The organism is Dyadobacter sp. UC 10 (assembly GCF_008369915.1).
Classification (GTDB): domain Bacteria; phylum Bacteroidota; class Bacteroidia; order Cytophagales; family Spirosomataceae; genus Dyadobacter.
In genome coordinates this window covers 826214-852469 of the sequence record NZ_VSRN01000001.1, presented here as the reverse complement: position 1 = coordinate 852469, position 26256 = coordinate 826214, and the positions used below count along the sequence as shown (strand labels likewise).

The following is a 26256-nucleotide window of genomic DNA, read 5'->3' as shown; positions in this document are numbered from 1 at the left end:
GAGCCTGCATTTCCAGACCGGAACATTCCGATCCGAATAGTTTAGTATAGTTTTTTATATCAGTCATGAAGCATTTAGAGGTATCCAAAGTATTTCAAACCGTCAATACGGGCGACCGGCAGTTTGCTGCCAGGAAAGTACGCTCGATCCATTTCAACGGACTTCTGGATCCATTGATCGGCTTCGACCATTTCGAGTTGACGACCGATGTTTTCGGCCCGCATCCCCATGCAGGCATGTCGGCAGTGAGCTATCTTTTTGAAGATTCCGGACATTACCACAATCTCGATTCGTCCGGGACCGACATCGTGATCACTCCCGGCAGCCTGATGTGGACCTGGGCGGGGCGGGGCATTGTGCACACGGAATTTCCGATGCCCGAAGGTGCCCGCGTGCATGGTATGCAGGTGTTCGTCAACGCTGCAGCGAGCCGGAAACAGGAGCTTCCGCAGGCGTTGTTTATCGACAGCCGCGACATCCCTGTAGTGAGCCGGGAAGGGGCTACTGTAAAAGTCGTTACAGGAAGTACTCAGGCCGCCGGCAACGCTGCCGAAACGCCCGACCGGCTTACATTCCTCGACATAGTCATTGAAGCCGGGCAGTCGTTCCGGCACGAACTGCCGACAGGGTGGACGGCGACCATTTACATCGTGTCCGGAGAGGCAGTTTTCGCCAACGGCCACAAAACCTGGACCATCACGGAGGGCCAGGTACTGGCTGCGGGACGCTCCGACCGGCAGGAAACCCTTCTGCTAACCGCCGTTTCAGACGCCCGTATCATTCTGTTAAGCGGCAAGCCTCTCGGCGAGCCGATCTTCTCCGCTGGTGCAATGGCCATGGGTTCAGAGGAGGAGCTTGGCAAGGCTATTTCAGATTTTGAAGAAGGCCGGATGGGGTTTATCCGGATTGAAGGGGACACCAGAACAATTGTTTTAGCCACCTAAATTTTAACCAGACATGCAGCAATACAAGGTAACAGTGCTACCCGGCGATCGCTCGGAGGCAGTCGTCAGCATGCTCCGGGACCTCGCGCTCCGGCATCTCATCGAACTCGATCAGGTTTCATCCAACTCAACACCCAGCGACGACCAGGTGTTGGAGATGATCGAAGAAGCAGACCTTACCGCACATTATTCGCTTGAAGAAGCAAGGGACATCCTGCATATAGGAAATCGTCGGTAGAAGTACGCATGTAACGCCCCGTATCATGCGGGGCGTTCTTGTTTCATGAAGTTTGGAAAGGGTTAATTGCCTCGCAAGACCTCTACTAATCCGCCGAGCAGCAAAATGGGGCAATCCCTGGCAATTTCCACCGCCTCGGCATAATTGCCGGCCTCAATGAAGATCAGTCCTTCTACCGTGACACTACTTTCGACCTTTTCTTCCCTGCTGACCGTAACACCCTGGGGGGCCAATCGTTGAACGGGCCTTGCCAGTCGCCGGCGGGCGGCAAGGCTCAGGTACCAATCCTGCCAATGCTTGCGGTACATGAGCAGATCCTCCTCTTCCAGCTGCGGGGAAGTGCTTTGATGATCTCTCCTAAAAACCAGTACGAACTCCATTGTTTTCGGTGTAACTCGTGATCTTAGTTCACAAGCCAGCAAGCGCTGTGCCATGTATTCAACCGGCTATTTATAAGGATGTTACCAATAATGCATAACTCGATTTGACACGCTATTTAGCCATTTAACGACGATAAAGGCGAAATACCGTGGCAAGTTTCCTTCGTTTCAGAAGTAATCTGCTTTACTGATTTTTAGTTTTTTGATTTTGGAATGTAGCGTCGTTGCCGGAATATCAAGAAATTCTGCGGCGCCGTCGAGGCCTGAAATTTTGCCCTGAAATTGTCTTAGTACCTCAATGATATAAGCACGCTCTACCTCCGAAAGCGTCTGGGTTGGCAGTAATGGCTGTGCCTTTTCCTGCGGCTGTTGTCGGGGCAAATGCATTTCAAGGATCACGGTATCGTCGTTGAGCAGCACGCTGCGTTCGATGAGGTGTTCCAGCTCCCGGACGTTGCCAGGCCAGGAGTATGCCTGCATTTCCCGAATGACTTTGGGCGCGAAGCCTGAAACCTTTCGGCCGGAATTCTTACTATACCGGTCCACAAAGAAATTTGCCAGCGGAATGATGTCGTCGGGCCGGTTACGAAGAGGAGGGAGCACGATGGGGAATACATTGAGACGGTAATAGAGATCGGAGCGGAATCGGCCAGCCCTCACTTCCTCTTCCAGGTTGCGGTTGGTGGCAGCTATAATGCGCACATCTACCTTGATTGTCGTTTTCCCGCCAATCCGTTCCAGTTCTTTTTCCTGCAAAACGCGCAGAAGCTTTACCTGTGCCTCCAAAGGCATTTCACCTATCTCGTCAAGGAATAATGTGTTCTGGTGCGCGAGCTCGAACTTGCCGATGCGCCGCTCTACCGCGCCGGTGAAAGCGCCTCTTTCATGTCCAAATAGTTCACTTTCAATAAGATTAGCCGGCAATGCAGCGCAGTTGACTTTGATCATCAACTTGCTTTTGCGAGGCGAGGCATTGTGAATGGCGCGCGCGATGAGCTCCTTGCCGGTGCCCGTCTCCCCGAGGAGGAGCACCGTCGAGGCCGAATCCGCGACGAGGGACATTAAGTGGTACACATCCTGCATTTCGGGACCGCTTCCTACGATCTCCGAGAAGTTGTAGATCGTCCGGATCTGTTCTTTCAGCTGGTCATTTTCGAGTTCGAGCAGCTGTTTATAAGCCAATATTTTTTCGTTGGCCAGGATATTAGAAATGGCAATGGAAATTTGCGCGCAAAGGCCTTTGAGCACATTCAGGTTAAGCTCGTCGGAAAGGAAAAACATCGTCCCGACGTTTTGCCGGCCCACCCGCAGAGCCGATGCATATACATTTTTTAAACCGAGTCGTTTCCAGAATGTGATATAAGCCGGACTGTTGCCTTTACGTTCCTCCGCCTCGATATCGATAACAATGGGCTCACTGCTTGCGAGTACCTGTGCAAAGAAATACTCGTCCACCGTGGCGGTACGGTTCGTAAGCTGATCGAACAGGTCCATTACATTAGCAAACAGCGAGATGTCCCACAAATACGGGGTCAGGGTCTTGCCGTCGTCCTCGATAATACGGATCATCGCGAGGCGGGTACTCAGCAAATGTTGCAAAGCTTCGGAAATGGCCGCTTCAAGGTCCTCTTTTGTTCGCACGGCGGCGATATTCTGACTAAAATTCAACAGAAATGACTTTTCGCTTTCCCGGTTCAGAATATCTTCATTGGCAGTAATGTTGCTGGCAGCTGTGGACAATTGACTGGAAATGCGCTCGATAATATGCACCGCACAATCATCGAACGTACCCGTTTCGTCGGAAAAGAGAATGAGGCTGTGCCTGCGGGCATCTTCTCCGGGAAGTGCTTTGATCATCATCTCCCGCGCGCCGGCAGCGTAATGCAGCTTGAACCAGACCGGCGCATGTTCAATGTCAAAATCGCGCAGATCGAACAAAACCGGCCCGTCGGATGACGCGGCGACGTCGTAGATTCCGTCCGTTACGGGGTAGGGTGTGCTGATTGCTTCATTATACGCATCGTAATCCCTGGATCGGGAGTCGGGGTCCGTCAGAAAAGCATTATATGTCTGGTGCGCGTCGTCGAGGATCGTCATAACGCAAGCGGTGAAGTTGATGACCTTTCGTAAGCCAGAATTGATGACGTGCAACAGGTCTTTCCTGTTGCGGACTTTCACCATTCTGTTGCTCAGTTCAAGCAGGGCTTCATTGATCCGCTCCTTCTCGGCGAGTTGTTCGTTTCCAAGCATAGTACTTTGCCTATCAACAAGTCCTGCATCCTGTTCTCCTCATCCGCACATCGTTAACCTGTTGCTGTGGAATATTTTTTCCAATGATTGATAGTATTACTGGTAAAGATACATGATTTCCGGCTGTTGAAGGTCATTGGTCCATTGATCAATGTAGTCGAAAAGCTGCTGCCGGGCAGCATCGAAACGCGCCAGACCGGCCCCTGCCTCACTTCGCGAACCGAAGACGATCAGACCCAGGGCCACGCACCGGACCATGTCCATCTGCTGCGCCAGGCCCATGCAGAACCCTTCGATGAAATGGTCCCGGGCTTCCGGCGCCATTTCAAATTGCTGCGCCACCTTTTTTCGGGCAAGCAAAAACTGTGTATGCCGTGTAAAAAGCATCGCCTGTGAGGCAGAATACACAAGCAGGCGTTCGATATTGATGCTCCGGAAAATGGAAGCGAATTTCTTTTTCAAATCCGGGAAAGTCTGGTTAACGACGCTATCGTAGTTGTGCACGCCATTCAGTACCATCCAGAGTTTAATGGACTCGTCTTCGTCGAGCGCGACGGTAACCTGGCCGTAAGCCGAAAAACCGGCAATAATATCGATAGCCTCCTCCACCTGAAACGAACGGCGGGTCAGGGCATCGCCCAGGTAAAAGATGAATTCCAGGCCTTGTGTGCCAACGGGCTTGATCGTGTCACGCAATAGGCAGCTCCAAAGCCCTGAAGCGCCTGAAAGGCTGGCCCAGTCCTGGAATGCGATAGCGCGGCAATTCCTTAAAAACGGTTGCATTACCTCCGTTACGGCATCGCTTGTAAGGTAACGCCATTTGTCCGCATCGTTGCCGGTGTGCGGGATACCGCCGCTTAGGTTATAAAGCGGGCTCAAGTCCTGGGCAGCATTTAATGTGAGGCTGCGGATGCCTAACAGTTGCAGCACTTCGGGCAGGGCCGATTCGCGGATACCGAACGGGTTAATACCGAAATTCCACACCGAAAAAACAGGCGAACCGCTCGCCGTGGGGCGGCGCAGGTAGCTATGCAGGGAAACTGCCGGTTCCTGCAATTGTATTTTCAGGTCCGCAAGGATCGGGCCCGGGTTCAGAATTTCGAGGTTAAGTGTTTCCATTTTTGCGTTTGATTCAGGTTTAAAGAATAATATTATTACGAGGCTGCAAATCCTGAGGCAGCTTGCTTTCGCCCAGCATTTCGCGGAGCTCGATATTAAGCTGCTGGCTCATCTGCGAGATCGGAACGTCGTTTGCGCTTCCTTCAAAAGGATTCTCCGTGCTCTCACCGACCTGTTCAAGTGAAATATACATCCATGAAATAAGCATGCTGAATGGGATCGTCACCCACGCCATATATCCGCGCAGCGGCGCGCTCACGACCTCATTGAGCAGGTCGAAATCGTGAACGATCCCGAACGGCAGCATAAAGCAGAACGTCCAAACGAAAAAGTGGTTAATCACCGCATATTGCCTTGGATAAGGCGAATCTTTCAGCTGCTCACACTTAGCCTGGGCAGCGTAAAAGTCTTTGATCATCTGCTGCATCGCGGCATACTGCGGCGCGATCACCTGCCCGCTCTCATTCAGCGATTTGACGGTCTTGCTTTGCAATGCAAGAATTTTCCCCATCCTGTTTCTTGACCGGAGCACGAGTTCCAGCTCATCATCGGGCAGGAATTCTTTCAGCCCGGTTTCCAAGGGCCTCATGCGTTCCGGAATATGAAAAAACTGCTGGTACTCCTTATTATGGCTTTTTTCATTACTCTCCCACACGCGGTCTTCGCGCAGGTAATAGCGCAGGGCCGTAAGCCAGGCGAGGTGGCGATAAACCAGCTCCTTACTGTGTATGGGGTTATTAATAAAATCGATGCTGATTGTTCCCCAGAACCGGCTCAGGCCCAGAATGTCGGTCCATATCCGCTGCCCCTCGGCTGCCCGGGCGTAGGTCTGGGCATTTTTGAAGCCTACTGTAAATGCGGTTGCCGTTCCCAGCAGTGCCACCACAGGCCAGGGAACGTTGAGCCATTTCAGCCCCCATATTTCATGGATGATCACGGGGAAAAGCCCTAAAAAAAAGAGGATGTAAGTGTTCCGTCGCGTCCAGCGGAGAAATTCACCCAATCGATAAGATTTACCTATGTGCATCGTGTTTTATTGTTTTGGTCTTAAAACAAAAGATTCCTGCAATTCCGGCCATCTTGTCTAAGAAGTGAAAGATGACCGGGAATTTTTGAAATGATAATTATTTGGAAGCTAATCCCTTGCTGCCCACATGACCCGCCGCACGGGCGATGAAAGCGGCGACTTTTGCAGGCTGTGAAAGCATGGGAACGTGGCTGGAATTTAGTTCGAGCGACTGCGCATTGATTTTCTTTGCCAAAGTGCGCTGTAAATCGGGGTTGATCATTCTGTCTTTCCCGCCCACGATGAACCACGACGGCTTCTCGTGCCAGGCAGCCTTGCTTACTTTTTCGCCCGTGGTCAATGCTGCCCATTGGCCTTGTGTGGCGAGTATCAGCTTGCGTTCGGGCATTGGCAGGTCTTGTGCGAAATCTTCAAAAATACCTTTGGGCGTGAGGGTGAGAAAACCGGTGGCATCAGCCCGGACCTGCTCGTTACCCGGCGCGGGGGTAGCCGTTTTGGCTACGTCGTTCAGAGACTCACCATTGTCAGGCGCGAACGCTGCTACATATACGAGACCGGAGACTTTCGGATCATTACCTGCTTCGGAGATTACGACCCCGCCCCACGAATGACCTACCAGCAGGACTGGACCGTCCTGCAAAGCGATAATGCGTTTGGTAGCGGTCACATCGTCGTTCAGCGAAGTAAGCGGATTCTGGACAGCAGTCACTTTAAAGCCTTTTGCTTCCAGTAGCGGGATCACCTTCGACCAGCTCGAACCGTCGGCGAATGCGCCGTGTACCAGCACGATGTTTTTGACACCTTTTTTGGGATCTTCCTGCCGCTGCCGGGATTCGATTTGAGTGCGGGAAACGAATGCAACCAGCGCAGTAGCGAGTGCCCCGATCAGTATTGTGTTGAATTTTGACATGATTAAAAATGATTACGGGTGAAATAAATTGGTGACTAGACAAGGTAATTTTTGAGTTCCGCTCCGATCTGACGGATATGCGAACGTACCGCCGGCAAGGTGGCCAGACCATTGAGCAGGCCGAAATCATGGATCATTCCGTTGTAGCGAACCGTGGTCACGGGGACACCGGCTTCGTCGAGCTTGCGGCCGTACGCTTCACCTTCGTCGCGGAGTATATCATTTTCAGCGGTCTGGATGAGTGCTGGCGGCAGGCCTTTCAATTGTTCCAATGTCGCTTGCAGCGGTGACGCGTAAATAGTTTTCCGTTCCTCGGGGCTCCCGATGTAGAGGTCGTACATCCATTTCATTAGTGAGGTGCTCAGAAAACGGTCCTTCCCGAATTTCTGGTAGGATTTGGTTTCAAAATCGGCATCCACGATCGGCCACATCATTACCTGAAGTTTAATCTCCGGTCCGCCTTTTTCCTTGGCCATCAGGCAGGTTACTGTGCTCATATTACCGCCCACGCTGTTGCCCACAACAGCCAGTTTGCTGCCGTCGACATTAATCTTCTCCCCGTTGGCTGCGACCCATTTCGTAGCCGCATAAATTTCGTTGATCGCCTGCGGATAAGGCGCTTCTGAGGTGCGGGAGTAGTTGACGAACACAGCCGCCATACCCGATTCAAGTACAATGTCGCGGACCAGCCTGTGATGCGTCGGGAAGTCGCCCAATATCCAGCCACCGCCATGAATGAACATGAATGCCGGCAATGTACCGGTAGCAGTTTCGGGACGGACAATGTGGAGATCCACGGTGTATCCGTCGCTCGTGATCGTTTTCAGGTCTATTTTTATACCCGAAACATCTACTTCAACCGATGCCTGTGCACTGGAGAGTCCGGCCTGTGCGTCGGCCAGCGGGAGCGTTTCAAGGGCCGGGCCACCGGAAGTGTTGACGATTTTCAGAAACTCCCTGACTTCTCGGGACAGGTTGGGGTCGGTAGCATAGTCCCTGACGGTCCGCTTTTTTTGCTTCTTTTTCATGTTGGTAAGGTTCTTTTTAGTTAATCATCAAAATTTCCCATCCACTGAATCACCGTGTTGCTGATCGGACTTCGCGGGAACGGCGCGCCGACGTTGGTTTGTCCCATGCACGAACGGATGGAAAGTGCACACCCCTTACAGCAGCCTCGGCGAGCTGGCATCCGTCATCTTCGTTTCGATGAAAGGGAAACCGGCCACATAGCCTTATTGCCAAACGATACTTGTTATACGTTTGAATTGAATGCTGACCGTACGGTCTTGGTTTTGTTGCCCAGGCAATTTTTTCAACTGTATCACCTGCGAAATATGCCCGAATGATATACTTATTGCAAGCAGTGTGCCATTGTTTTAACCAATTGATATGCAGTTGGTTAAATAATTCGAGTGGTAAATTCTATGACGATATTTCGTGCAATTACTTCCTGCAGCACTAAATACAGTGCGCAATGCGCGCACTGTATCAAATCCGGGTCGCTCTGTGCCCCAGATCCGGTTGCGAGGTAGTCATCACGTTGCAAGTGAGCGTGATATCAGAGATTCGGGAAACGTGCGTTCGTTACCGATTTTCCTTTTGGACAATAATCTTCTTCGTCTCTCCGCCAACCGTAATAAAATACAGCCCACCAGGCAGATGACCTACTTTTACTGCGTCGCCGGATGACCATAGTTGTTTGTGCACAACCTTGTTATCAGCATCTTTTACAACCAGGTTTTGCGCTGTGGATAAACCCTTCAAATGCAAAACGTTACTGGTCGGGTTGGGATAAATAACAATTTTTTCCTTCGGCTGTTTTACCGAAATAATTCTTGAATATTCAAACTTGCCGTCGGAACCGTCGGCTGTATAGTCCAGCTGTTTGAGGCGGTAGTAGGTAGTCGGTAATGGATTTATATCCCTGAAATGATACATCTTCCGAACCCTGGAATCTCCGGCCCCATCAACAAAACCAATTTTATCAAAGGTCCTCGCATCGGCACTTTTCTCGATTTCGAAACCTGCGTTGCTTGTTTCAGAGGCAGTTTCCCAGGTAAGCAACACGCCATTCTCCTGCGATTTGCCGGTGAATGAGATCAACGTTACCGGCAAGGCCGAGCAATCTCCACCTGACGCGGCATCCCCGGTGAATGTCCAGCCCTTCGTGACGTCAAGGTTGGTGTGGGCTGCCACGGCATTGGTCCCATATAGCCTGCCGGTTGCGCCGAGGGAGAGATTATTGGGCGTGGCCGGGTTATTGTTCCAGCCGAGCAGTGTAGTACTGTAATGTTCGCAATCCATACCGGAATTGGTCAGCATATTGTCCAAAGCTACATTGGAGGCTAGTGGCCAGTTACCAAGGGATTGGTTAAAGGAGGTCGCACCGTTGAACATATCGTTCATAAGAACTACACTCGCGGTGTTCCAGCTGCCGATGGGCTGGTTAAAGGCGGTCGCGCCGTAAAACATGGCAAGGGTATAATTTACCTTGGCAGTATTCCAGTTACCAATTGGCTGGTTAAAGGCGCTGGCACCACCAAACATATAACCCATCGAGGTTACATTTGCGGTGTTCCAATTTCCAATCGGCTGATTGAAGGTGACTGCTGCGGTAAACATGTAGGTCATATTCGTCACATTCGCTGTAACCCAACTGCCGATGGGCTGGTTAAACGAGAGAGCTCCTTGAAAAAGAGAGTTCATATCGATCACATTTGTGGTATTCCAATTACCGATGGGCTGGTTGAAGGCAACAGCACTTAAAAACATGGCGTTCATATAGATCACGTTCCCGGTATTCCAGTTCCCGATCGGCTGATTGAAGGCAGGGGAATTTGAAAACAAGCCGCTCATATTGGTAATATTAGCAGTGTTCCACTCACCTATGTTGGACGGGCCATTCAGAATAGTGCATCCTGCAAACATAGCCTCCATACTTGTCACTGCGGACAGATTGGGCACGTCGGTGGCGCTGATATTCAAATTAGAGCACCCCCAAAAAGCTCCAAACATGGAGGTCCAGGCTATGTCTCCCCATTGCGCAACATCAAGCAGTTTCTCTTTGTCATTCAGATTGGAAAAATATATCCTCGGCACAGCACCACGGATACGGATGGTGTAGGTACCGGCCACCCCAAAGTCATGGGTGACATTGCCCGTAATACCCGACTGGTCATAGATACCGTCATTGTCCCAGTCAACCTCGTAATTGGAGCCGGCGGCAAATATCGGGATGGTAATGGATGTACTGTTTGATGTGCCTGGATTGTCGGTTTTCCAAGTGGTGATGAAGGGTCTGGAGCAGTCAGTTCCAGAGGCGGCATCGCCGAAGAATGTCCACCCTTTTGCGATGTCCAGGTTGGTGCGGGCGGCTACGGCGTTGTTCCCATATAGTCCCCCTGTAGCGCCGAGGTAGAGGTTATCGGGCGTGGCCAGGTTATTGTTCCAGCCGATCAGCGTGGCACTGTAATGGTCGCAATCCATACCGGAGTTGATCAGTATATTATCTAATTCTACACTGCTGTTTAGTGTCCAGTTACCGAGGGACTGGTTAAAGGCAGTGGCACCGTCGAACATGTAGCTCATCAGTACCACATTGGCAGTGTTCCAGTTACCGAGGAACTGGTTAAAGGCGGTGGCAGCGTTGAACATGTAGCTCATACGTATTACATTGGCGGTGTTCCAGCTGCCGATGGGCTGGTTGAATGCCGTCGCCAACGCGAACATTTGCCCCATATGGGTCACATTGGCCGTATTCCAGGTGCCGATGGGCTGATTGAATACCGTTGCCCCCGCGAACATTTGCGACATATCGGTCACACTAGCTGTGTTCCAGGTGCCGATATTGGCAGGGCCGTTCAGGCTGGTGCAAGCGTAAAACATGCCGCTCATATTTGTTACCCCGGACAGAATGGGCAGGTCGGTGGCGCTGATATTCAGGTTGCTGCACCCGGCAAAAGCCAATTGCATACTTGTCCAGGCTATCTCTCCCCATTGCACGACATCAAGCAGCTTTTGTCTGTCGCCGGTGTCGTTAAAAAAAATCCTGGGGAAGCTTCCTCTGATCCGGATCGTATACGTACCTGCCGCGCCGAAGTCATGGATTACATTGCCCGTTATGCCGGACTGGTCGTAGGTCCCGTCATTGTTCCAGTCCACCTCGTAATTGTAGCCCCCGCCAGTTGTCGGAATGGTGATGGTAGTACCGTTCGAGTCGCCTGGATTATCGGTTTTCCAGGTGGTGATGAAGGGTTGCTGCGCGAAGGCGGTGGTTGCCGCTAATATTATCAGGCATAGCAGCGCTAAACGCAAGAGTCCATTTGCGGGAAGTAGTACCTTGTTTTCTTTTGAGATAAGTAGTGTTTTACGCATATGTAAATTAATTTGAAAACAGAGTGAGATATTAATTGCGGATTTCCTTTTGCACAATTACCTTTTTTGTCTCACTACCAACCGACAGCAAATACATTCCATCGGGCAGATGACCTACTTCTAATACATTGCCGGATGACCATTGTTGTTTGTGTACCACTTCACCCTCGGCATTCCTCAAAACCAGTTTCTGATCTTTGGTCAAACCTTTTAAATGTAAAACACTGTTGGTTGGGTTGGGATAAACCACAATTTGTTCCTCTGATTGTTTTACCGAAATAATTCTTGAATATTCAAACTTGCCGTCGGAACCGTCCGCTGCATAGTCCAGCTGTTTGAGGCGGTAGTAGGTAGTCGGTAATGGATTTATATCCTTGAAATGATATGTCTTTCGAAGTTTCGTATCTCCGGCTCCATCAACAAAACCAATTTTATCAAAGGTCCTCGCATCGGCACTCTTCTCAATTTCGAAACCTGCATTACTTGTTTCAGAGGCAGTTTCCCAGGTAAGCAACACGCCATTCTCCTGCGATTTGCCGGTGAATGAGATCAACGTTACCGGCAAGGCCGAGCAATCTCCACCTGACGCGGCATCCCCGGTGAATGTCCAGCCCTTCGTGACGTCAAGGTTGGTGTGGGCTGCCACGGCATTGGTCCCATATAGCCTGCCGGTTGCGCCGAGGGAGAGATTATTGGGCGTGGCCGGGTTATTGTTCCAGCCGATCAACGTTGAACTGTAATGCTCGCAATCGATGCCGGAATTGGTCAGCATATTGTCCAAAGCTACATTGGAGGCTAGTGGCCAGTTACCAAGGGATTGGTTAAAGGCAGTGGCACCGTCGAACATGTAGCTCATCAGTACCACATTGGCAGTATTCCAGCTCCCGATCGGCTGGTTAAAGGCAGTGGCACCTAAGAACATACCGCTCATGTTGGTCGCGTTGGCGGTATTCCAGCTACCGATGGGCTGATTAAACGCCGTAGCACCGTAAAACATAGTTGCGATTTCATTCACGCTGGCGGTGTTCCAGTTACCGATGGGCTGGTTGAAGGCCGCAGCTTCGTAAAACATATCGCTCATAGCTGTCACTTTGCCAGTGTTCCAGTTGCCGATGGGCTGGTTGAAAACGGTTGCACCAAAAAACATAGAGCTCATATCAGTCACATTCGCGGTATTCCAATTACCGATAGGCTGGTTGAATGCAGCTGCACCTAAAAACATGCCTCTCATGTTGGTCACGTTCGCGGTATTCCAACTACCGATAGGCTGGTTGAAGGCTTCGGCTAGTGAAAAAGTTGAGATCATGCTAAGCACGTTGGCTGTATTCCAATTACCAATGGGTTGGTTGAAAGCGGTGGCTTGGCTGAACAATGCGCTCATATATTGCACATTCGAAGTATTCCAATCGCCTATGTTAGCCGGGCTATTCAGACTAGTGCATCCCTGAAACATCGCTGTCATAATAGTCACCCCCGACAGGTCGGGCACGTCGGTCGCGCTGATATTTAAATTAGAGCAACCCGAAAAAGCTTCCTGCATCGAGGCCCAGGCTATGTCTCCCCATTGCCCGACATCAAGCAGCTTTCTTCTGTCTCCAAAACCCTGGAAATATATTTGAGGGAAGGCCCCCCGGATCCGAATGGTGTAATTACCGGCTACTCCAAAATCATGAGTGACATCGCCAGTGATGCCCGCCTGATCATAAATGCCGTCATTGTTCCAATCCACCTCGTAATTGTAGCCAACGTCTGTTGTCGGAATGGTGATGGAGGTACTGTTTGAGGTGCCAGGGTTGTCGGTTTTCCAGGTGGTGATGAAGGGTTGCTGTGCGTAGACGGTGGTTGCCGTCAGGAACGTCATACATAGCAGCGCTAAAGAAAGAAGTCGATGCGTGGAAAATAGTACTTTGTTTTCTTTTGAGACCAGTAGTGTTTTACGCATATACAGCTAATTTGACAGCAAAGGTGAACTTGTTTGTCAAATCAAGGTAAAACAAACCATAAAACAAAGTAAATCATTGATTTAGCATGCGTTGTGCTTAGCCAAATACTAGAACGTCGGCGGAGCTGTATTCAGGTCAGAATCCAGGAAGTTTTTAACCATGGGAATCAGTATGTCAGTCTGGGAAATCATACCAATATGCGTGGTACCTGGCAAAATGGCGAGCCGCGATTTGGGCAATCCATTGATATCACCCATTTTCCCGCCGCCTTTCGCCCGAAACAATTCCAGCGCATGTTCGTAACGTACGCCATCGGCATCGCCTATCACCATCAAGATGGGAGCTTTTATATTTTTGACTTCCTTCGACCAATCATAAGGCTTCCGGTCAATACTGATCACTTTATCGATGAAGTCGTCAAATTTGGCCGGATCATTTCCGAGGCTATCGTATTGTTGCTGAATGGGGCTGCCCTTGAACATATCCGCATTCATGGTTTTAAAGCTTTTTTCAACCTCGGGCCACCAGCCGTCATTTTTATAGACACCCGATAAAATAACAAGTCGCCTCACTTGCTCGGGGTGCCGGATGGTCATCTGAAAACTGACCGCAGCGCCCATGCTGTAACCCAGTACGTCGACACTATCCAGCTTTAAATGTGTTATCAATCCGGATACATCGTCGGCCATATTCTCGTACGTAAAAGCACGGGGAATATCTTTCGTCCGTCCGTGTGCCTGCATCTCTGCCACGATCACTTTCCGGTCCCTGGCCAGCATCGGGATAATTTGTGACCAGTTCATCGGAATGGTCATAAAAGAACCGTGTACCAATACCAGCGGTTTACCCTCTCCATAGACCTCATAGTACATTTTAAGTCCGTTCACATCGGCGTATCCACTTTCACCTGGCTTTATCTGCTGGCTGGCGGTCGAATCGGTTTTGTTCATGTTTGTATCGTTATGTTCTCTGGTTTTCTGTTCGCATGAAATGGCTCCCAATAAAACCGCCAAAACAGTTAAGCCGCTCAAAATGTATCGTTTCATGATCCTGTCCGTTGGTTGAATTACAAAATTCGCTTACTAAACTGTAATTATCGCTGTGTGATTGCGACAGTTATGCTGGTAGAAAGCGACACTATGTTGGTTTAATAAAAGCATTTGTGGTTGACTGTGAAACTCATGACGCTTTCATTGTAAAGCGACGCGAACAGTCCATGTGAATTGAACTTAAACTAAAAAAGATAATCAGAAAATGGAATTCTCCCCCTTCAACAACATCGTAAAACTTTGTCTTCAAGGTATGGGCATGGCGGAAAAAGGCAGGCCTGAAGAAGCGGAAAAATTATTTCGGCAGGGCTGGAACGAGGCGACAAATGATTTTGAGAAATTTCTTGCAGCATACTACATTGCCCAGCAGCAAAAAGCTGTTGCCGACAAATTAAAATGGCTGGAAACAACTTTACAGTTTGCCTTAAAAATCAAGGATGATTCCGTTAAAAGCGCTTTTCCTGCGCTCTATTTGAACATTGCCAAATGTTACGAAGAATTAAATGACCATAACAAAGCAAAAGAGCATGCTGAACTGGCGATTTCTTTTAAGAATAACCCTTCCGATAAAGGCCCTTTTTATCATGGCACAAGAGCAGATTTACAGGTTGGCGATTTGCTGATGGCAGGCGGCAATTCTAATTATAAATCTGAGCTAAAAATGAACCATATCTATTTCACTGCGCTGGTTAATGGAGCCGGGCTTGCCGCTGCATTGGCAAAAGGTAATGGAAAGGAGCGCGTGTATATCGTCGAACCCACAGGGATTTATGAAAATGACCCCAATCTTACAGATAAAAAATTTCCCGGTAATCCGACCCGTTCCTATCGCTCCGAAGCTCCATTGAAAATCGTTGGAGAGGTAACAGATTGGGTTCGGCAAACTCCCGAAGAACTTCAAAAGTTTCGTGACAAATTGGAGAACAATAAAGGCGAAATAATTAATTAGTGATCGTTTCCCTCACATTTGCAACCTCGGTTTCTGTGATATACGAAGACGATTTTCCGAACCTTTGACGGATATAGCTGCCTATTCCGGCGAGCTGAGCGTCGGTCAGGAAGCTGAATGCAGGCATTGCTTCACCCGTCGGGGCCAGCGAGCCTTTCATTATGAAATGTAACAATTCCGCTTTGTCGCCTGTAACCCGCTTCGAGGTTACGAGCGAAGGAAATGATCCCGGCACGCCTTGTCCGTCGGCCTTGTGGCAGGATTCACAGAAACTGGTGTACAGCGTGGCCGCGTCGCCAGTTTCTGTTTCTGCCGTTTTTTTGACGGTTCGGGCGGATTTCGGAATAATGCCTGCGCGACTGATCCGAATAATGCGGTCGTCGGTTTTGATCGGAAAATCAGCAGGCGGGTTCCAGTCACGGTTACTGGTAGAAATATAAATATCCCCGGAAGGTGACACGCAAACGTCGCGCAGGCGACCGTATTTTTTGCTGAAAACAATTTCCTCGCCGATTACCTTTTCCTGATTTTCATCCAAATGCAAAACACGCAGACTCTGGTCTTTCAAGGTCGTCAGCAACACTGCATTGTTCCATTCCGGGATATTACCTTTAAAATACGTCATGCCTGCCGGCGCGATCGTTGGCGTCCAGGCTTTGACGGGAGAAATTGCCGAGTCAGCACCCAGTTTTTGCTCTTCCGGCTGATCGCGAAATCCGGCGATCCGGGGCCAGCCGTAGCTTTTTTTCTTCAACACCAAGTTCACTTCATCGTCGGTTGCGTCGCCGTGTTCAGCGATGAAAAGGTTTCCGTTTGAGGTGTAGGTCAAACCTTGCGGCACGCGAAAGCCCATCGACCAGGTGGCGCTGCCGGGGTAGGGGTTATCCTTTGGAACGCTGCCGTCGAGGTTCAGTCGCAGCACTTTTCCATTTGCGAATGCCGGATTCTGAATGGTTTCTTTCTGTTTCAGATCGCCGGTTGCCCACAGGATTTTCCGGTCTTTGCTGACCACCAACCTCGAACCGTTATGCCCCAGGTAACCCGGAATCTGGTGAAGCAATTTCGGTTCAACAAGCGTTTTGCCATTGTAAGTGTATCGCACCAATTTGGAGACAATCACAGAGTCCTTTTGAATGTGGCTGTAATTGATAAAAACATGCGGAAACTGTTTCCAGTCGGGATGCAGTACGATACTTGCGAGCCCCAGTCGCTTTCTGTAATAATCCTTGATCTGCAAAATATCGACGATCTGCCCGGTCTCTGGATTGAGTCTGCTCACTTTTCCGTCCTGATCGGTGAACCAGATCCAGTTGTCTGGTCCCCACGCCATATCCCAGACTGCATTGAGATTGGAAGCTACGGTTTCAAGTTTTAAAGCCGTAGAATCCAATTCGTAATTTTCACTTTCGCCCGGACGCCGGTCGACGGGAAGCCGGTCGCCGGGAAGCCCGTTGGCAGGGCTTTTGTCGTCAAATGATCTGTAACCTGCCAGTGAAAAGCAGATAATACCAAACAGCAAACTCACCGGAATCCATTTCATTTGCCTGTCTTTTCTTCAAAATAGTCATAAAAAACATTGGGTAACTGACTTCCCAACAGCAGCCAATCCTTCGCCAGCGGTGCTTTTTTCAAACCTTCCACCCATTCGTAATTGAGCTCATACACAGCCGCTTCAATACCGAAGCGTTCCATAAAACCTTCGCCCAGTGTGCCTGGATTTCGGAAACCGGGTTTGGTGGAGCCTTCGGTGTACCAGGTATGTTTTCTCAAAAGCGAGTCCAGTTTGGCCATATTCGACAGGTAAGTGGTAATATCACCATCGGGGCGACTCAAATGCAGGTTACCGCCGTTGTCATTATGTACATCGAGCGCCAGGTCGGGCTTTTTCTTTTCATTGATCATCTTCCGCAGCCATTTTTCCAGATAAAAATTCTCCGGCGCGATCAGCGAGTCGGCTGCCTTGTCCCATTTACGGTTGAGATCGTAGCCATTTGCATTGAAACGCGTTTTTCCCCGCGCGACGCCATCTTTATTGGTCATCGGCAAAATGTACACACAATATCTTTTGAACCACCTTTTCGATGCTTCGTCATTTTGCAAAAGCCGGTTTACAAAACCTTCCAGCGTCCAGTTACCGCCTGCCTCAAATGCATGTGCGCGTCCCCGGAGGAATAATCTTTTAGGCGCTTTTTCATTTCCGATCCGCACAATTTCGAGCGAGCGGCCCTCCGAAGTCTGCCCGATCTGCGTGATATTGACCAGCTTGTTGTTTTTGATTTTGGCTAAAAACCTGTCCAGATCGCTGATCCGGTAAGGTTCAATGCTGGCAATATATACGCTTGGGCCGTTCATTTTGAGCTTGATCTGCAAACGGTTATCCCGCAGGAATTCTCCAAGCTGCGTTTCCCAGGTTTTATTATCAAAAGAAAAAACAAAAGGCGACTGCTTCGAGATCGGACTCGCGTGGATGTTGTTCCAGATATTATCGAAGTTTTGCAAAATCACAGTCACCTCCGTACCAGTCGGTGCCTCTACCTTAAAATGCCAGTGGTTATTCGCACGGTTTTGCGAAAAACGTTCGTGATCGTAAACCAGGCTGCCGATCACGCGACCTTGCGCGTCAATCTCCCAGTTCATCGGCGAAGCATTTTCAAAACCCGTATTCACGAATATCTTCGGAGCGATAACCGTATCCGCTGACCACGCTTCCCCTGCATTAACAGAAGAAAACCCACCAACAAAAGCAACCAGCAAGACAAAAAATAACACCCCCTTCGACAAGCTCAGAGTGGCAAAAGATACAATCCCGAACCATTCCGAACAATACCGAACCCCCTTCGACGTGTTCAAGGTGATAACCCTTCGTCTGCGCTCAGGACGAACTACCTCGAACCACCCAGAACCACCCTGACCCCAAACTCGCTTTAAAATATCCCCCTTCATAAAAATCGCTGATTTGTATTGATCAAAAAGTATAACCGGGATTTTGCTTGATCCCCGCCGGATTTACATCGATCTGCGTTTGCGGGATCGGGAAAACGGCATTGAAATCGGCTACCACCGGCGCTTTGAAATGCGCATTCATCACCGCCACTTCACGACCGGTCCGTACAAGATCAAACCAGCGGTGACCTTCAAAAGCCAGTTCCACCTGCCGCTCGTGCTCGATCGCCAGCGCGAATGCTGCTTTGGACAAACCCGCAGGCAATACCGCCAGTTTCGCACGTTTTCTCACGGCGTTGACCGCATCAAAAGCTTCCGCGTTCGGGCCGGTAGTTTCGTTGACCGCCTCGGCGTACATCAATAGCACGTCGGCATAGCGCAAAACCATCCAGTTATTATCCGCGTCGCCCTCCGCAAATGGCGTGTCGCGGTATTTCAATGTGTACGGGTCGGCGACATATTTTCCGGTTACGTTATCCGTGTAACCTTCTGAAAGCGAGGCTGCCTTGCGTGCGTCGCCAGCTTCGTAAGCAGCAATCAGGTCTGCGGTAGGAATGTTTCTGCCGCCCGCAAATCCGATCTGAATGACCGAGCTACCCGAGTTTCTCGGAGAAAAGTTATTGTAAAAACTGCTTCCTGTGCCTGTGCCGCCTTTTTTAAACTGAACCTCAAAAATCGATTCTTCATTGTTGGCATTCGCTGCCGGCCACAATGCTGAGTAGTCCGCAAGCAGCTTGTAGTTGCCCTGATCGATTACTTCTTTAAGGACATCTTTTGCTTTGGCAAAATCGCGGTTCGTCAGGTATACTTTGCCCAGCAATGCTTTGGCAGATCCTTTTGTGGCGCGACCGATGTCTTTGCCGGAATAGGAAACGGGCAATGTAGAAGCTGCGTCGGTCAGGTCGGCGATGATCTGTGCATACACTTCGGATTGCGCCACACGCACCTGACTGTAACCGTCGTCCACAGACTTGGTTTCTTTCAAAACCAGCGGTACGTCGCCGAATGTGCGGACCAGGTTAAAGTACTTCAATGCACGCAAAAACCTGGCCTCAGCAATAAACCGCTGGCGCAGCGCATCGTCCATGTCCGCACCGCCGATATGCTCCAAAACCGTGTTACAGGCCAGGATTCCGCGATACGTGTCAATCCACATTAAGCGGATGATTTCATTGGTAGACGACATTTTGAACTGGTCCAGCTCAGCGTCCGGCAGGTTTCCGCCGCCTTCCCAGTTAAAAGTATTGTCGGAGCGAACTTCGGAAACGTTATAATAGGCGTAGCTGTATTCTCCCGGAGAGGCCAGCATGCCATAAGCTGCGTCGACCGCCGCCTGCATATCGGCCGCATTTCTGTAAAAATTGCCAACGTTGGCAGTATCCCGGGGGGAAAGATCAAGGAAATCGGTGCAGCCGGCTGAGAGAAAAATCAGGGAGGCGAGCGTTAGTTTATGGAGTTTCATTGTTCAGATGTCGGGTTTAGTTAAAAGGTCAGGTTTACGCCCAAAGTGTAAGTCCGCGCCAGCGGGTAGCCGTTAAAATCCACGCCGGGCGTCAGCGAACTGCTGCCGTTCAGGCTTTGCTCGGGGTTATAACCCATATACTTGGTGAATGTCAGCGCATTTTGCACCGAAAGGCTCACGCTTGCCTGCCGCATAAAAATGGCCTTGGAAGCCTTTTCAGGCAGCGCATACCTCAGGTTGACATTGCGGATGCGGAAAAAAGAAGCATCTTCCACCAGCAGGCTCGACACATAACTCACATTCCCGCCGGTTGGCGACACATTCGCGCGGGGTGTGCGGCCGTCGCCCGGATTTTCAGGCGATTGCCAGCGGCCGAGCACGTCGGCGCGGCTGTAACTTCCGTTGACCAGACCAATGTTCCGTCTCGAACCATTCAGTAACTGAATGCCCTGCACACCGTCGGCCAGAATGCTGAGACTCAGCGGGCCATAGCTGAAATTGTTGGTAATGCCGTAGAAAAAGTCGGGGTTATTGTCTCCGATAATCGTTACGTCGCTCGGGGTAATTACGCCGTCGCCGTCGATATCGCGGAATTTAAGATCCCCCGGACGCGAGCCTGCGCCGCCTTGTACGACCGGGTTGTTTTTGACATCTTCGGCATTTTGGTAAACACCGATCGCCTCATATCCCCAGAAGCTGCCGAGCGGCGAGCCGATGCGTGTAATGTGCGTATTGGGGCTGAATGAAGGACTTTTGGAGATGATCGCATTGCCCGATGGCCCGAGTCTCTTTACTTCATTTTTGTTAAAAGAAATATTAAAGCTCGTCGACCATTTGAATGCGCCGGTGAAATTTTTGGAATTCACACTAAACTCCCAGCCGCGGTTATTAAGCTTTCCGATGTTTTGCAGCGCGGTTTCGTAACCGGTAGAGCCGGGCACGGGCACGTTCAGCAGGAGGTCGGTGGTGTTTTTGTTGTAGTAATCAATGGTGAACGTCAGCCTGTTTCTCAATAAACCAAAATCAATACCAATATCCATTTGGTGCATCATTTCCCAGCCGAGCTGCTCGTTCGTAATGGAACCGGGATAAAGTCCGTAAACCACGCTGCCCGTGCCCGCCCCGAAACTGTACCGGCGGTTGGTCAGCAGACCAATGTGGTTATAATTTCCGATCGTATTATTTCCCGCCAATCCGTAGCTGGCGCGTAATTTCAAATCCGTCACTACCTGCTGGCCCTTCATGAAATTTTCTTCGGACAAAAACCAGCCCACCGAAGCCGACGGGAATGTGCCCCATTTATTTTTTGAACCAAAACGGGAAGAACCATCGCGGCGGACTGTGGCCGAAAGCAGATATTTACCTGAAAGCGTATAGTTAACCCGTCCCAGGTACGACAGCAGCGACCATTCGGAAATGCCGGTGCCGCCGGAAGTTACCTGTCCCGCATTCAATGTGGGCACAAGGTCGGTAGGGAAGTTGGTGGCGGCGAGGGAATTGTATTCAGACTTGTTTTTCTGAGAGGTAAAACCGGCCAGCAGGTCCAGCTCGTGTTTTCCGCCGAAGGTTTTTTTGTAAGATAAGATGTTTTCATTCAGCCAGTTTACGTCACGCGCGGTAGCGGCGGTTGCTCTTGCCTGCACAGGCGCGGGAACACCGTTCCAGCCCAGATCGGAAGGGTAGTAGGCAGCCTGGCGGGAGTCGGCGTAATCGAGGCCAAAAGAAGTACGGAATTTCAGTCCCTCGATGATATCAATTTCAGCATAAACATTGCCCAGCGTCCTGAAAAAAGACTTCTTGTCCTTGATCTTATTGGCAATCGCAACCGGGTTGTCGATCACGCCCAGGTTGAATGGAGACGGGCCGAGTAATGTCGTATATGAACCGTCGGGGTTGTAAACCGGCACGGTAGGAGGCAGGGAAAGCGCCGAGCCAAGGATACCGCCTGTGAAGACCTGATCTTCAACGGGCAACAATTTATTTGATGAAAAAGAAGGCGATAAGTTCATGCCGATTTTTACATGCTTCGACACTTTGTGATCCACATTGATGCGGGCCGAGTAGCGGTCGAAGCCTGTGTTCATCACAATCCCGTCCTGCCGGAAATAGGCTCCTGAAAGAAATAGCTGCGTTTTATCATTTCCGCCGGAAACCGAGAGTTGGTAATTCTGGATCGGTGCGGTTACAAAAACTTCGTCCTGCCAGTCGGTACCTTTGCCAAGCGATTGCGGGTTCTGGAACATTTCAGGGATTTGCAAGTTGGCTGGCCTCGCACTGTTCGGGTCGCTTGCATTACCGCCGCGATCTACCCATGCATTGTTCCGTGCCTCGGTATTGAAAATGGCGTATTCCCGTGCGTCAAGCATATCGATCTTAGCTGCCACTTCCTGCACGCCAAAATAAGCGTCCAGTGTCACGGTCGATTTGCCGGATTTGCCCCTCTTGGTGGTAACGAGCACCACACCATTACTGCCGCGCGAACCGTAAATCGCCGCCGCAGAGGCATCTTTCAGTATTTCAATCGACTCAATGTCACTGGGGTTAATCGTCGAAAGTGCATTGAAGGAGCTGTTGAAATCGGCTGAAACCGGGAAACCGTCGATCACGTAAAGCGGCTCATTTCCTGCGCCGATCGAGCCGGTACCTCTTACCCTCACCGAAACACCACCGCCGGGAGCGCCTTTGGTTTGGGCTACATTTACCCCCGCGATCTGTCCGCCCAGCGCCTGGTCCAGACTGGTAACAGGTTGGTTAGCAATGCTTTTGATCGGCAGTGAAGCCACCGAGCCGGTAATGCTGCTCTTGGCCTGCGTTCCATAACCGATCACCACCACATCATTCAGCGACTTGGTGTCGACCGACATATTAAAATTGATCTCCTGGCGGTTACCCACAGCGATTTCCTGACTTTGATAACCCACAAAACTGGCGATCAGGGTCAGTTCGGCTTCGGCCAGCGCATCGGGCACATTGAGCCGGAATGTACCGTCTGCATCAGTGGTAGTGCCTGTCTGGGAGTTTTTTACGAGAATGCTGACACCGGGAAATGCATTACCGCTTTCGTCGGTCACCTTTCCGCGAAGCAGCCGGTCGATGCTCTTTGGTGCCGGCTCTTCAATGGCAGGTTGATTGAAAATGACACTGGGTTTGATCTCCGGCGTTTTCATGGGCTGCACGCTTTCCTGCGGCTGCTTTCTCACTACTTTTTTTAATACAATATTCTGATTGAATATTTTGTAAGAGACAGGCACGTCCCGGAAAACGGCGCCGAGGGTTTGCTCAATATCTGCGTTTTTAATCTGTACAGTCACTTTTTGAGTACCTGGCAAATCCAATTTGTCATAGAGGAACAAATAGCTCGTCTGTTTTTCGATGGTTTTAAGCACACTGGAAAGCGGGACGTTCCGGGCATTCAGCGAGATCTTCTGGCTAAATCCATCGGCCGCCACATGCGAAAGCGTCACGATCAGCACTAGCATTATCCGGGTCATCGCAAATAGAATTTTTGCAGCAAGATACAGCCGCTTACGACCTGCCGGGCAGGGTAAGTAGTGATTTTTCATAAAAAAATTAAGGGTTTGGAATTTGTATTAACGTAGTATTATATACGCACTCAGGGTTCAATGATGATCTCTTTCTCTTCCATCCGGCAGTTCACTCCTGCAAATTGCAGCATGCCGGTAATCTCTGACAGGTTTACTTTCCGGGAAATGCGGCCTGAGAACTGTTTCAGCGGGATTTGGCCCTTGTAAGTCACCTCCACATTGTACCATCTCGAAAGCTGCCGCATCACCTCTTCCACACTTGCGTCCTGGAAATAGAACTCCCCGTTTTTCCAGGCAACCGCCTCTTCCACCGGTGTGAATTTGGTTTTGATCTGCCCCGAAGATAGTACCGCCGCCTGCTGGCCAGGTTTCAGTTTTGCGTTTTGATCTACATTTTTAATGGACACCGAACCTTCCACCAACGTCGTTTTGGAAGCGCCTTCCTCGGGGTAGGCCATGATATTAAAACTGGTCCCTAATACGAGCACCTCCGATTGGTTGAACTTCACTTTGAATGGTTTATCCTTATTTTTGGCCACCTCAAAGTAAGCCTCGCCGGTAATCTCCACATTACGTTCATTGGCTGCAAAAACCGAGGGAAACCGAATAGATGAATTTGCATTCAGCCAGACCTTACTGCCATCGGGAAGCTGCACCTGGTATTGTCCGCCTTTTGGGGTTGTTATTTTATTAATAGTTAATTCACTGGAACTGACATTGTTTTTTGCATTGTAAATCAATATTCCTTCCTGCGACTTGCTGATCTCCGCGTCGCCCTGCCGCGCCACAAAACCGCTTCCCACTTCATCGAGGGCGATCGCCGAGCCGTCGGACAGGGTGAGCAATGCCTTATTACCGCCTGGTTTCACGTCTGCAACTTCGGTAAGTTGTCCGAAAATATTCAGCTTATTCCCACCTTTCTGGGCATTGTACCAAATTCCCAATCCCGCCAGCACCAGCACAGCCGCTGCCGCGTAACGCACCCAGTTGAGCCGGAGGATTGTCGTTTTTTCTGCCTTTTTCTGCCCGGCCGAACCGAGGATCGAATGCAGGATCGCACTGCTTTTTTCCTGTGAAAACAATATCTCGCCTTCGCTGACATGCAACCAGTTGTCCTTCATGTACTGTTCGAGCAGCGCATCGTGCCCTCCCTCGCGGACGAGCGACATGAGCTCTTCCTTTTCCGTTTCGGAAGCGGCCCCATGATAGTAGCGATCGATCAGATACTGCAACCGGCTCTCAGAATTATTCATTGTTTTCTTGCTTGATAACCTTCACCATTAGGACAACCGGCCTGGGCGAAAGGGGCTATTGTTTCGAAATTATTTTAAAAAAAATATTTGGCGGCAATCAAAAAGCTGATTACCAATCTTTTGCGAATGTGAGAAGTAATTGATTCTGTCGCGATTTGCAGGTATTTCTTTACCGTTTCCTTGGAGATCTTCATTTGCGCGGCAATTTCCGGATACGACAGCCGCTCGTGCCTCCTGAGCAGGTAAACCTGTTTCTGCTGAGGCGGCAGCCGGTCAATAGCCTCGTCGATCAGCAGGTAGCGATGATCTTCCTCTATGTTTTCGGCCGCAATTGTGTCGGCCTGCGGGTCGAGGTCCACAATCCTTGCGCTTTCGTTGGCGACTTTTTTCAGACAGTTCAGTGCAGCATTTTTTGAAATCACATACAAATACACCCTGAAATTATCTATTCCCACCAGAAGTTCCCTGTTAAGCCAGATTTTCAGGAATACATCCTGCACTACTTCCTCGGCGAGTTGTTCTGATTTCGTGAATTTGAAAATATGCAAACCCAGCGGCTGGTGAAAGTGATTAAAAAGTGCCGCAAAAGCCCGCTCGTCGCCTTGTGCTATCTGCTGCAAAATCTCGTTTTCCCGATGCATAGCAGTGAGGTAGGGCATCCTGTGGTGGTGTTTTGTTACTTTGTTTCGGGTCAGTTTGGGAATATAATCAAAGCCGGAAGATTTTTCATTCTACTAACAGATATTTGTCCTGTGGTCGCCGGATTTGTAGCAAAATCATATGAAATGTCCATGCTGTTTTTAGCCAGGGATACTCAAAAAATAGCCCCGACCATTCAGGGCAGGGGCTATTTCACTCTTCTGTTCCGGTCAATCCGGATCGGAAGCGCTTTTTTTATCTTTCCGTTTCTTTTTCGACTTTTTATCCGACATGTCAGATTTCCCTGCGTCGTTGTTCTCTGTGCTTTCGTTCAGGTTGCTTTTCGTTGAATCCGTTTCGCTGGCAGGAACCGGACTGCCGGCGGTGCCTGTTGCCTGAGGCCAGGCAGATGTGCCGCCCGCGCTATTACCCTGAGTCTGGGTGCCGGTGGGATTACTTGTCTTGTTAGTGTTGTCCACGGCCGGAGTTTGTGACTCGGGTGTAGTAGCACCTGTTGTACCGGTTGCCTGAGGCCAGGCCGAAGTTCCGCCAGCACTACTGCCCTGAGACTGGGTACTGTTGCTGCTGGCACCCTGCGTACTGCTATTGGTTTGCGTTGCCGGATTAGTATTACTCTCGCGCTGCCCCGTAGGGTTAATGGCGTTATTGGTAGTACTGTTGTTCTGCTTTTCCATAGTTGAGTTGTCCTGCGTGCTATTGCTTTGAGGAGTATTACTACCGTGCGTACTGTTACGCTGTCCCGTAGGATTGATGGCGTTGTTAGTAGTGCTGTTATTTTGCGTCTCGGGAGTCTGGTTACCCTGCTGGGTTGTCGAATTTGTTCCCTCTTTCGGCTTGGTCTGATTGGTCGTGCTTTGGGCGTAAAGCGTGCCGCCTGCTATCAGCATGAGTGCGGCAATACCTGTTGTTATTTTTTTCATATTAATTAAATGTTGATGAATGCAGTAGCTTTATCAATTTCCGTTCCAGCAACGCTGCTGCGAACACGAATTGTCAGCGTTAAAATCAATAGCATCCGGTGCGACATCAGGTTCAGCCGCAGCGCGGCTTCGGGTTTCTGACAAGGAATAGTTCATTCGGGGCATTGGCCCCGGCGGGGCAGGGAGCTTCACCAGCTTATTCGAAAATCTACGATTCGCGAGATGATAATCGCTATAAAAACGGCGGCTATATGACTTGGGATAAGACAGATTGGAGTAAACTAAGGAAG

The 26256-nt window shown here is 50.1% G+C and carries 19 protein-coding genes; 3 read left to right on the top strand and 16 right to left on the bottom strand.

What is annotated here, in order from left to right:
* The first annotated feature begins 65 nt into the window (after positions 1–65).
* The gene (locus FXO21_RS03125; protein ID WP_149638728.1) at positions 66–944 is read left to right on the top strand and encodes a pirin family protein; all 879 of its coding nucleotides are present in this window, start codon (positions 66–68) and stop codon (positions 942–944) included.
* A 13-nt stretch (positions 945–957) separates the two neighbouring features.
* Complete coding sequence (locus FXO21_RS03120; RefSeq protein ID WP_149638727.1) at positions 958–1182, top strand: hypothetical protein; 225 nt, start codon at positions 958–960, stop codon at positions 1180–1182.
* A 62-nt stretch (positions 1183–1244) separates the two neighbouring features.
* On the opposite strand, the gene FXO21_RS03115 is transcribed toward FXO21_RS03120, so the two are convergent.
* From FXO21_RS03115 to FXO21_RS03075, 9 genes are all read right to left on the bottom strand, one after another.
* Positions 1245–1562 carry a YciI family protein gene (locus FXO21_RS03115; protein ID WP_149638726.1) on the bottom strand — a complete coding sequence of 106 codons (318 nt, stop codon included), beginning with the start codon at positions 1560–1562 and terminating at the stop codon, positions 1245–1247.
* A 168-nt stretch (positions 1563–1730) separates the two neighbouring features.
* On the bottom strand, positions 1731–3812 hold the full coding sequence (locus FXO21_RS03110; protein ID WP_225865549.1) for a sigma-54-dependent Fis family transcriptional regulator: 2082 nt from the start codon (positions 3810–3812) through the stop codon (positions 1731–1733).
* Positions 3813–3908: 96 nt separating this feature from the next.
* Positions 3909–4931, bottom strand: a complete 1023-nt coding sequence (locus FXO21_RS03105) for a hypothetical protein (RefSeq protein ID WP_149638725.1) — start codon at positions 4929–4931, stop codon at positions 3909–3911.
* Between the two features lie 19 nt (positions 4932–4950).
* Positions 4951–5958, bottom strand: coding sequence for a bestrophin family protein (locus FXO21_RS03100; RefSeq protein WP_149638724.1), 1008 nt, complete (start codon positions 5956–5958; stop codon positions 4951–4953).
* A gap of 97 nt (positions 5959–6055) precedes the next feature.
* Positions 6056–6868, bottom strand: coding sequence for an alpha/beta fold hydrolase (locus FXO21_RS03095; RefSeq protein WP_149638723.1), 813 nt, complete (start codon positions 6866–6868; stop codon positions 6056–6058).
* 35 nt (positions 6869–6903) lie between these two features.
* A complete protein-coding gene (locus tag FXO21_RS03090; protein ID WP_149638722.1) occupies positions 6904–7896 on the bottom strand; it encodes an alpha/beta hydrolase in 993 nt (330 codons plus the stop codon).
* Positions 7897–8452: 556 nt separating this feature from the next.
* Positions 8453–11242 carry a BspA family leucine-rich repeat surface protein gene (locus tag FXO21_RS03085; protein WP_149638721.1) on the bottom strand — a complete coding sequence of 930 codons (2790 nt, stop codon included), beginning with the start codon at positions 11240–11242 and terminating at the stop codon, positions 8453–8455.
* 31 nt (positions 11243–11273) lie between these two features.
* A complete protein-coding gene (locus FXO21_RS28670; protein WP_192579156.1) occupies positions 11274–13184 on the bottom strand; it encodes a BspA family leucine-rich repeat surface protein in 1911 nt (636 codons plus the stop codon).
* A gap of 108 nt (positions 13185–13292) precedes the next feature.
* The gene (locus FXO21_RS03075; protein ID WP_149638720.1) at positions 13293–14231 is read right to left on the bottom strand and encodes an alpha/beta fold hydrolase; all 939 of its coding nucleotides are present in this window, start codon (positions 14229–14231) and stop codon (positions 13293–13295) included.
* A gap of 208 nt (positions 14232–14439) precedes the next feature.
* Between FXO21_RS03075 and arr the strand changes: the two genes are divergently transcribed.
* Positions 14440–15183, top strand: a complete 744-nt coding sequence (gene arr / locus FXO21_RS03070; protein WP_149638719.1) for an NAD(+)--rifampin ADP-ribosyltransferase — start codon at positions 14440–14442, stop codon at positions 15181–15183.
* On the opposite strand, the gene FXO21_RS03065 is transcribed toward arr, so the two are convergent.
* The 7 genes from FXO21_RS03065 to FXO21_RS03035 all read right to left on the bottom strand — a co-directional run bounded on the left by FXO21_RS03065 (position 15176) and on the right by FXO21_RS03035 (position 25966).
* On the bottom strand, positions 15176–16723 hold the full coding sequence (locus FXO21_RS03065; RefSeq protein WP_225865548.1) for a PQQ-dependent sugar dehydrogenase: 1548 nt from the start codon (positions 16721–16723) through the stop codon (positions 15176–15178). The genes arr and FXO21_RS03065 overlap by 8 nt on opposite strands.
* Entirely contained in the window at positions 16720–18126 is a 1407-nt protein-coding gene (locus FXO21_RS03060; protein WP_225865547.1) for a M14 family zinc carboxypeptidase, read from the bottom strand. Before FXO21_RS03060 ends, FXO21_RS03065 begins: the two co-directional genes overlap by 4 nt.
* Before the next feature lie 22 nt (positions 18127–18148).
* Positions 18149–19588: a RagB/SusD family nutrient uptake outer membrane protein gene (locus tag FXO21_RS03055; protein ID WP_149638718.1), complete on the bottom strand. Its 1440-nt coding sequence runs from the start codon at positions 19586–19588 to the stop codon at positions 18149–18151.
* Between the two features lie 20 nt (positions 19589–19608).
* Positions 19609–23151: a TonB-dependent receptor gene (locus FXO21_RS03050; RefSeq protein WP_149638717.1), complete on the bottom strand. Its 3543-nt coding sequence runs from the start codon at positions 23149–23151 to the stop codon at positions 19609–19611.
* A 50-nt stretch (positions 23152–23201) separates the two neighbouring features.
* The gene (locus tag FXO21_RS03045; RefSeq protein ID WP_149638716.1) at positions 23202–24386 is read right to left on the bottom strand and encodes a FecR family protein; all 1185 of its coding nucleotides are present in this window, start codon (positions 24384–24386) and stop codon (positions 23202–23204) included.
* 74 nt (positions 24387–24460) lie between these two features.
* The gene (locus FXO21_RS03040; protein WP_149638715.1) at positions 24461–25045 is read right to left on the bottom strand and encodes an RNA polymerase sigma factor; all 585 of its coding nucleotides are present in this window, start codon (positions 25043–25045) and stop codon (positions 24461–24463) included.
* A gap of 210 nt (positions 25046–25255) precedes the next feature.
* Positions 25256–25966, bottom strand: a complete 711-nt coding sequence (locus FXO21_RS03035; protein WP_149638714.1) for a hypothetical protein — start codon at positions 25964–25966, stop codon at positions 25256–25258.
* Positions 25967–26256 lie beyond the last annotated feature (290 nt).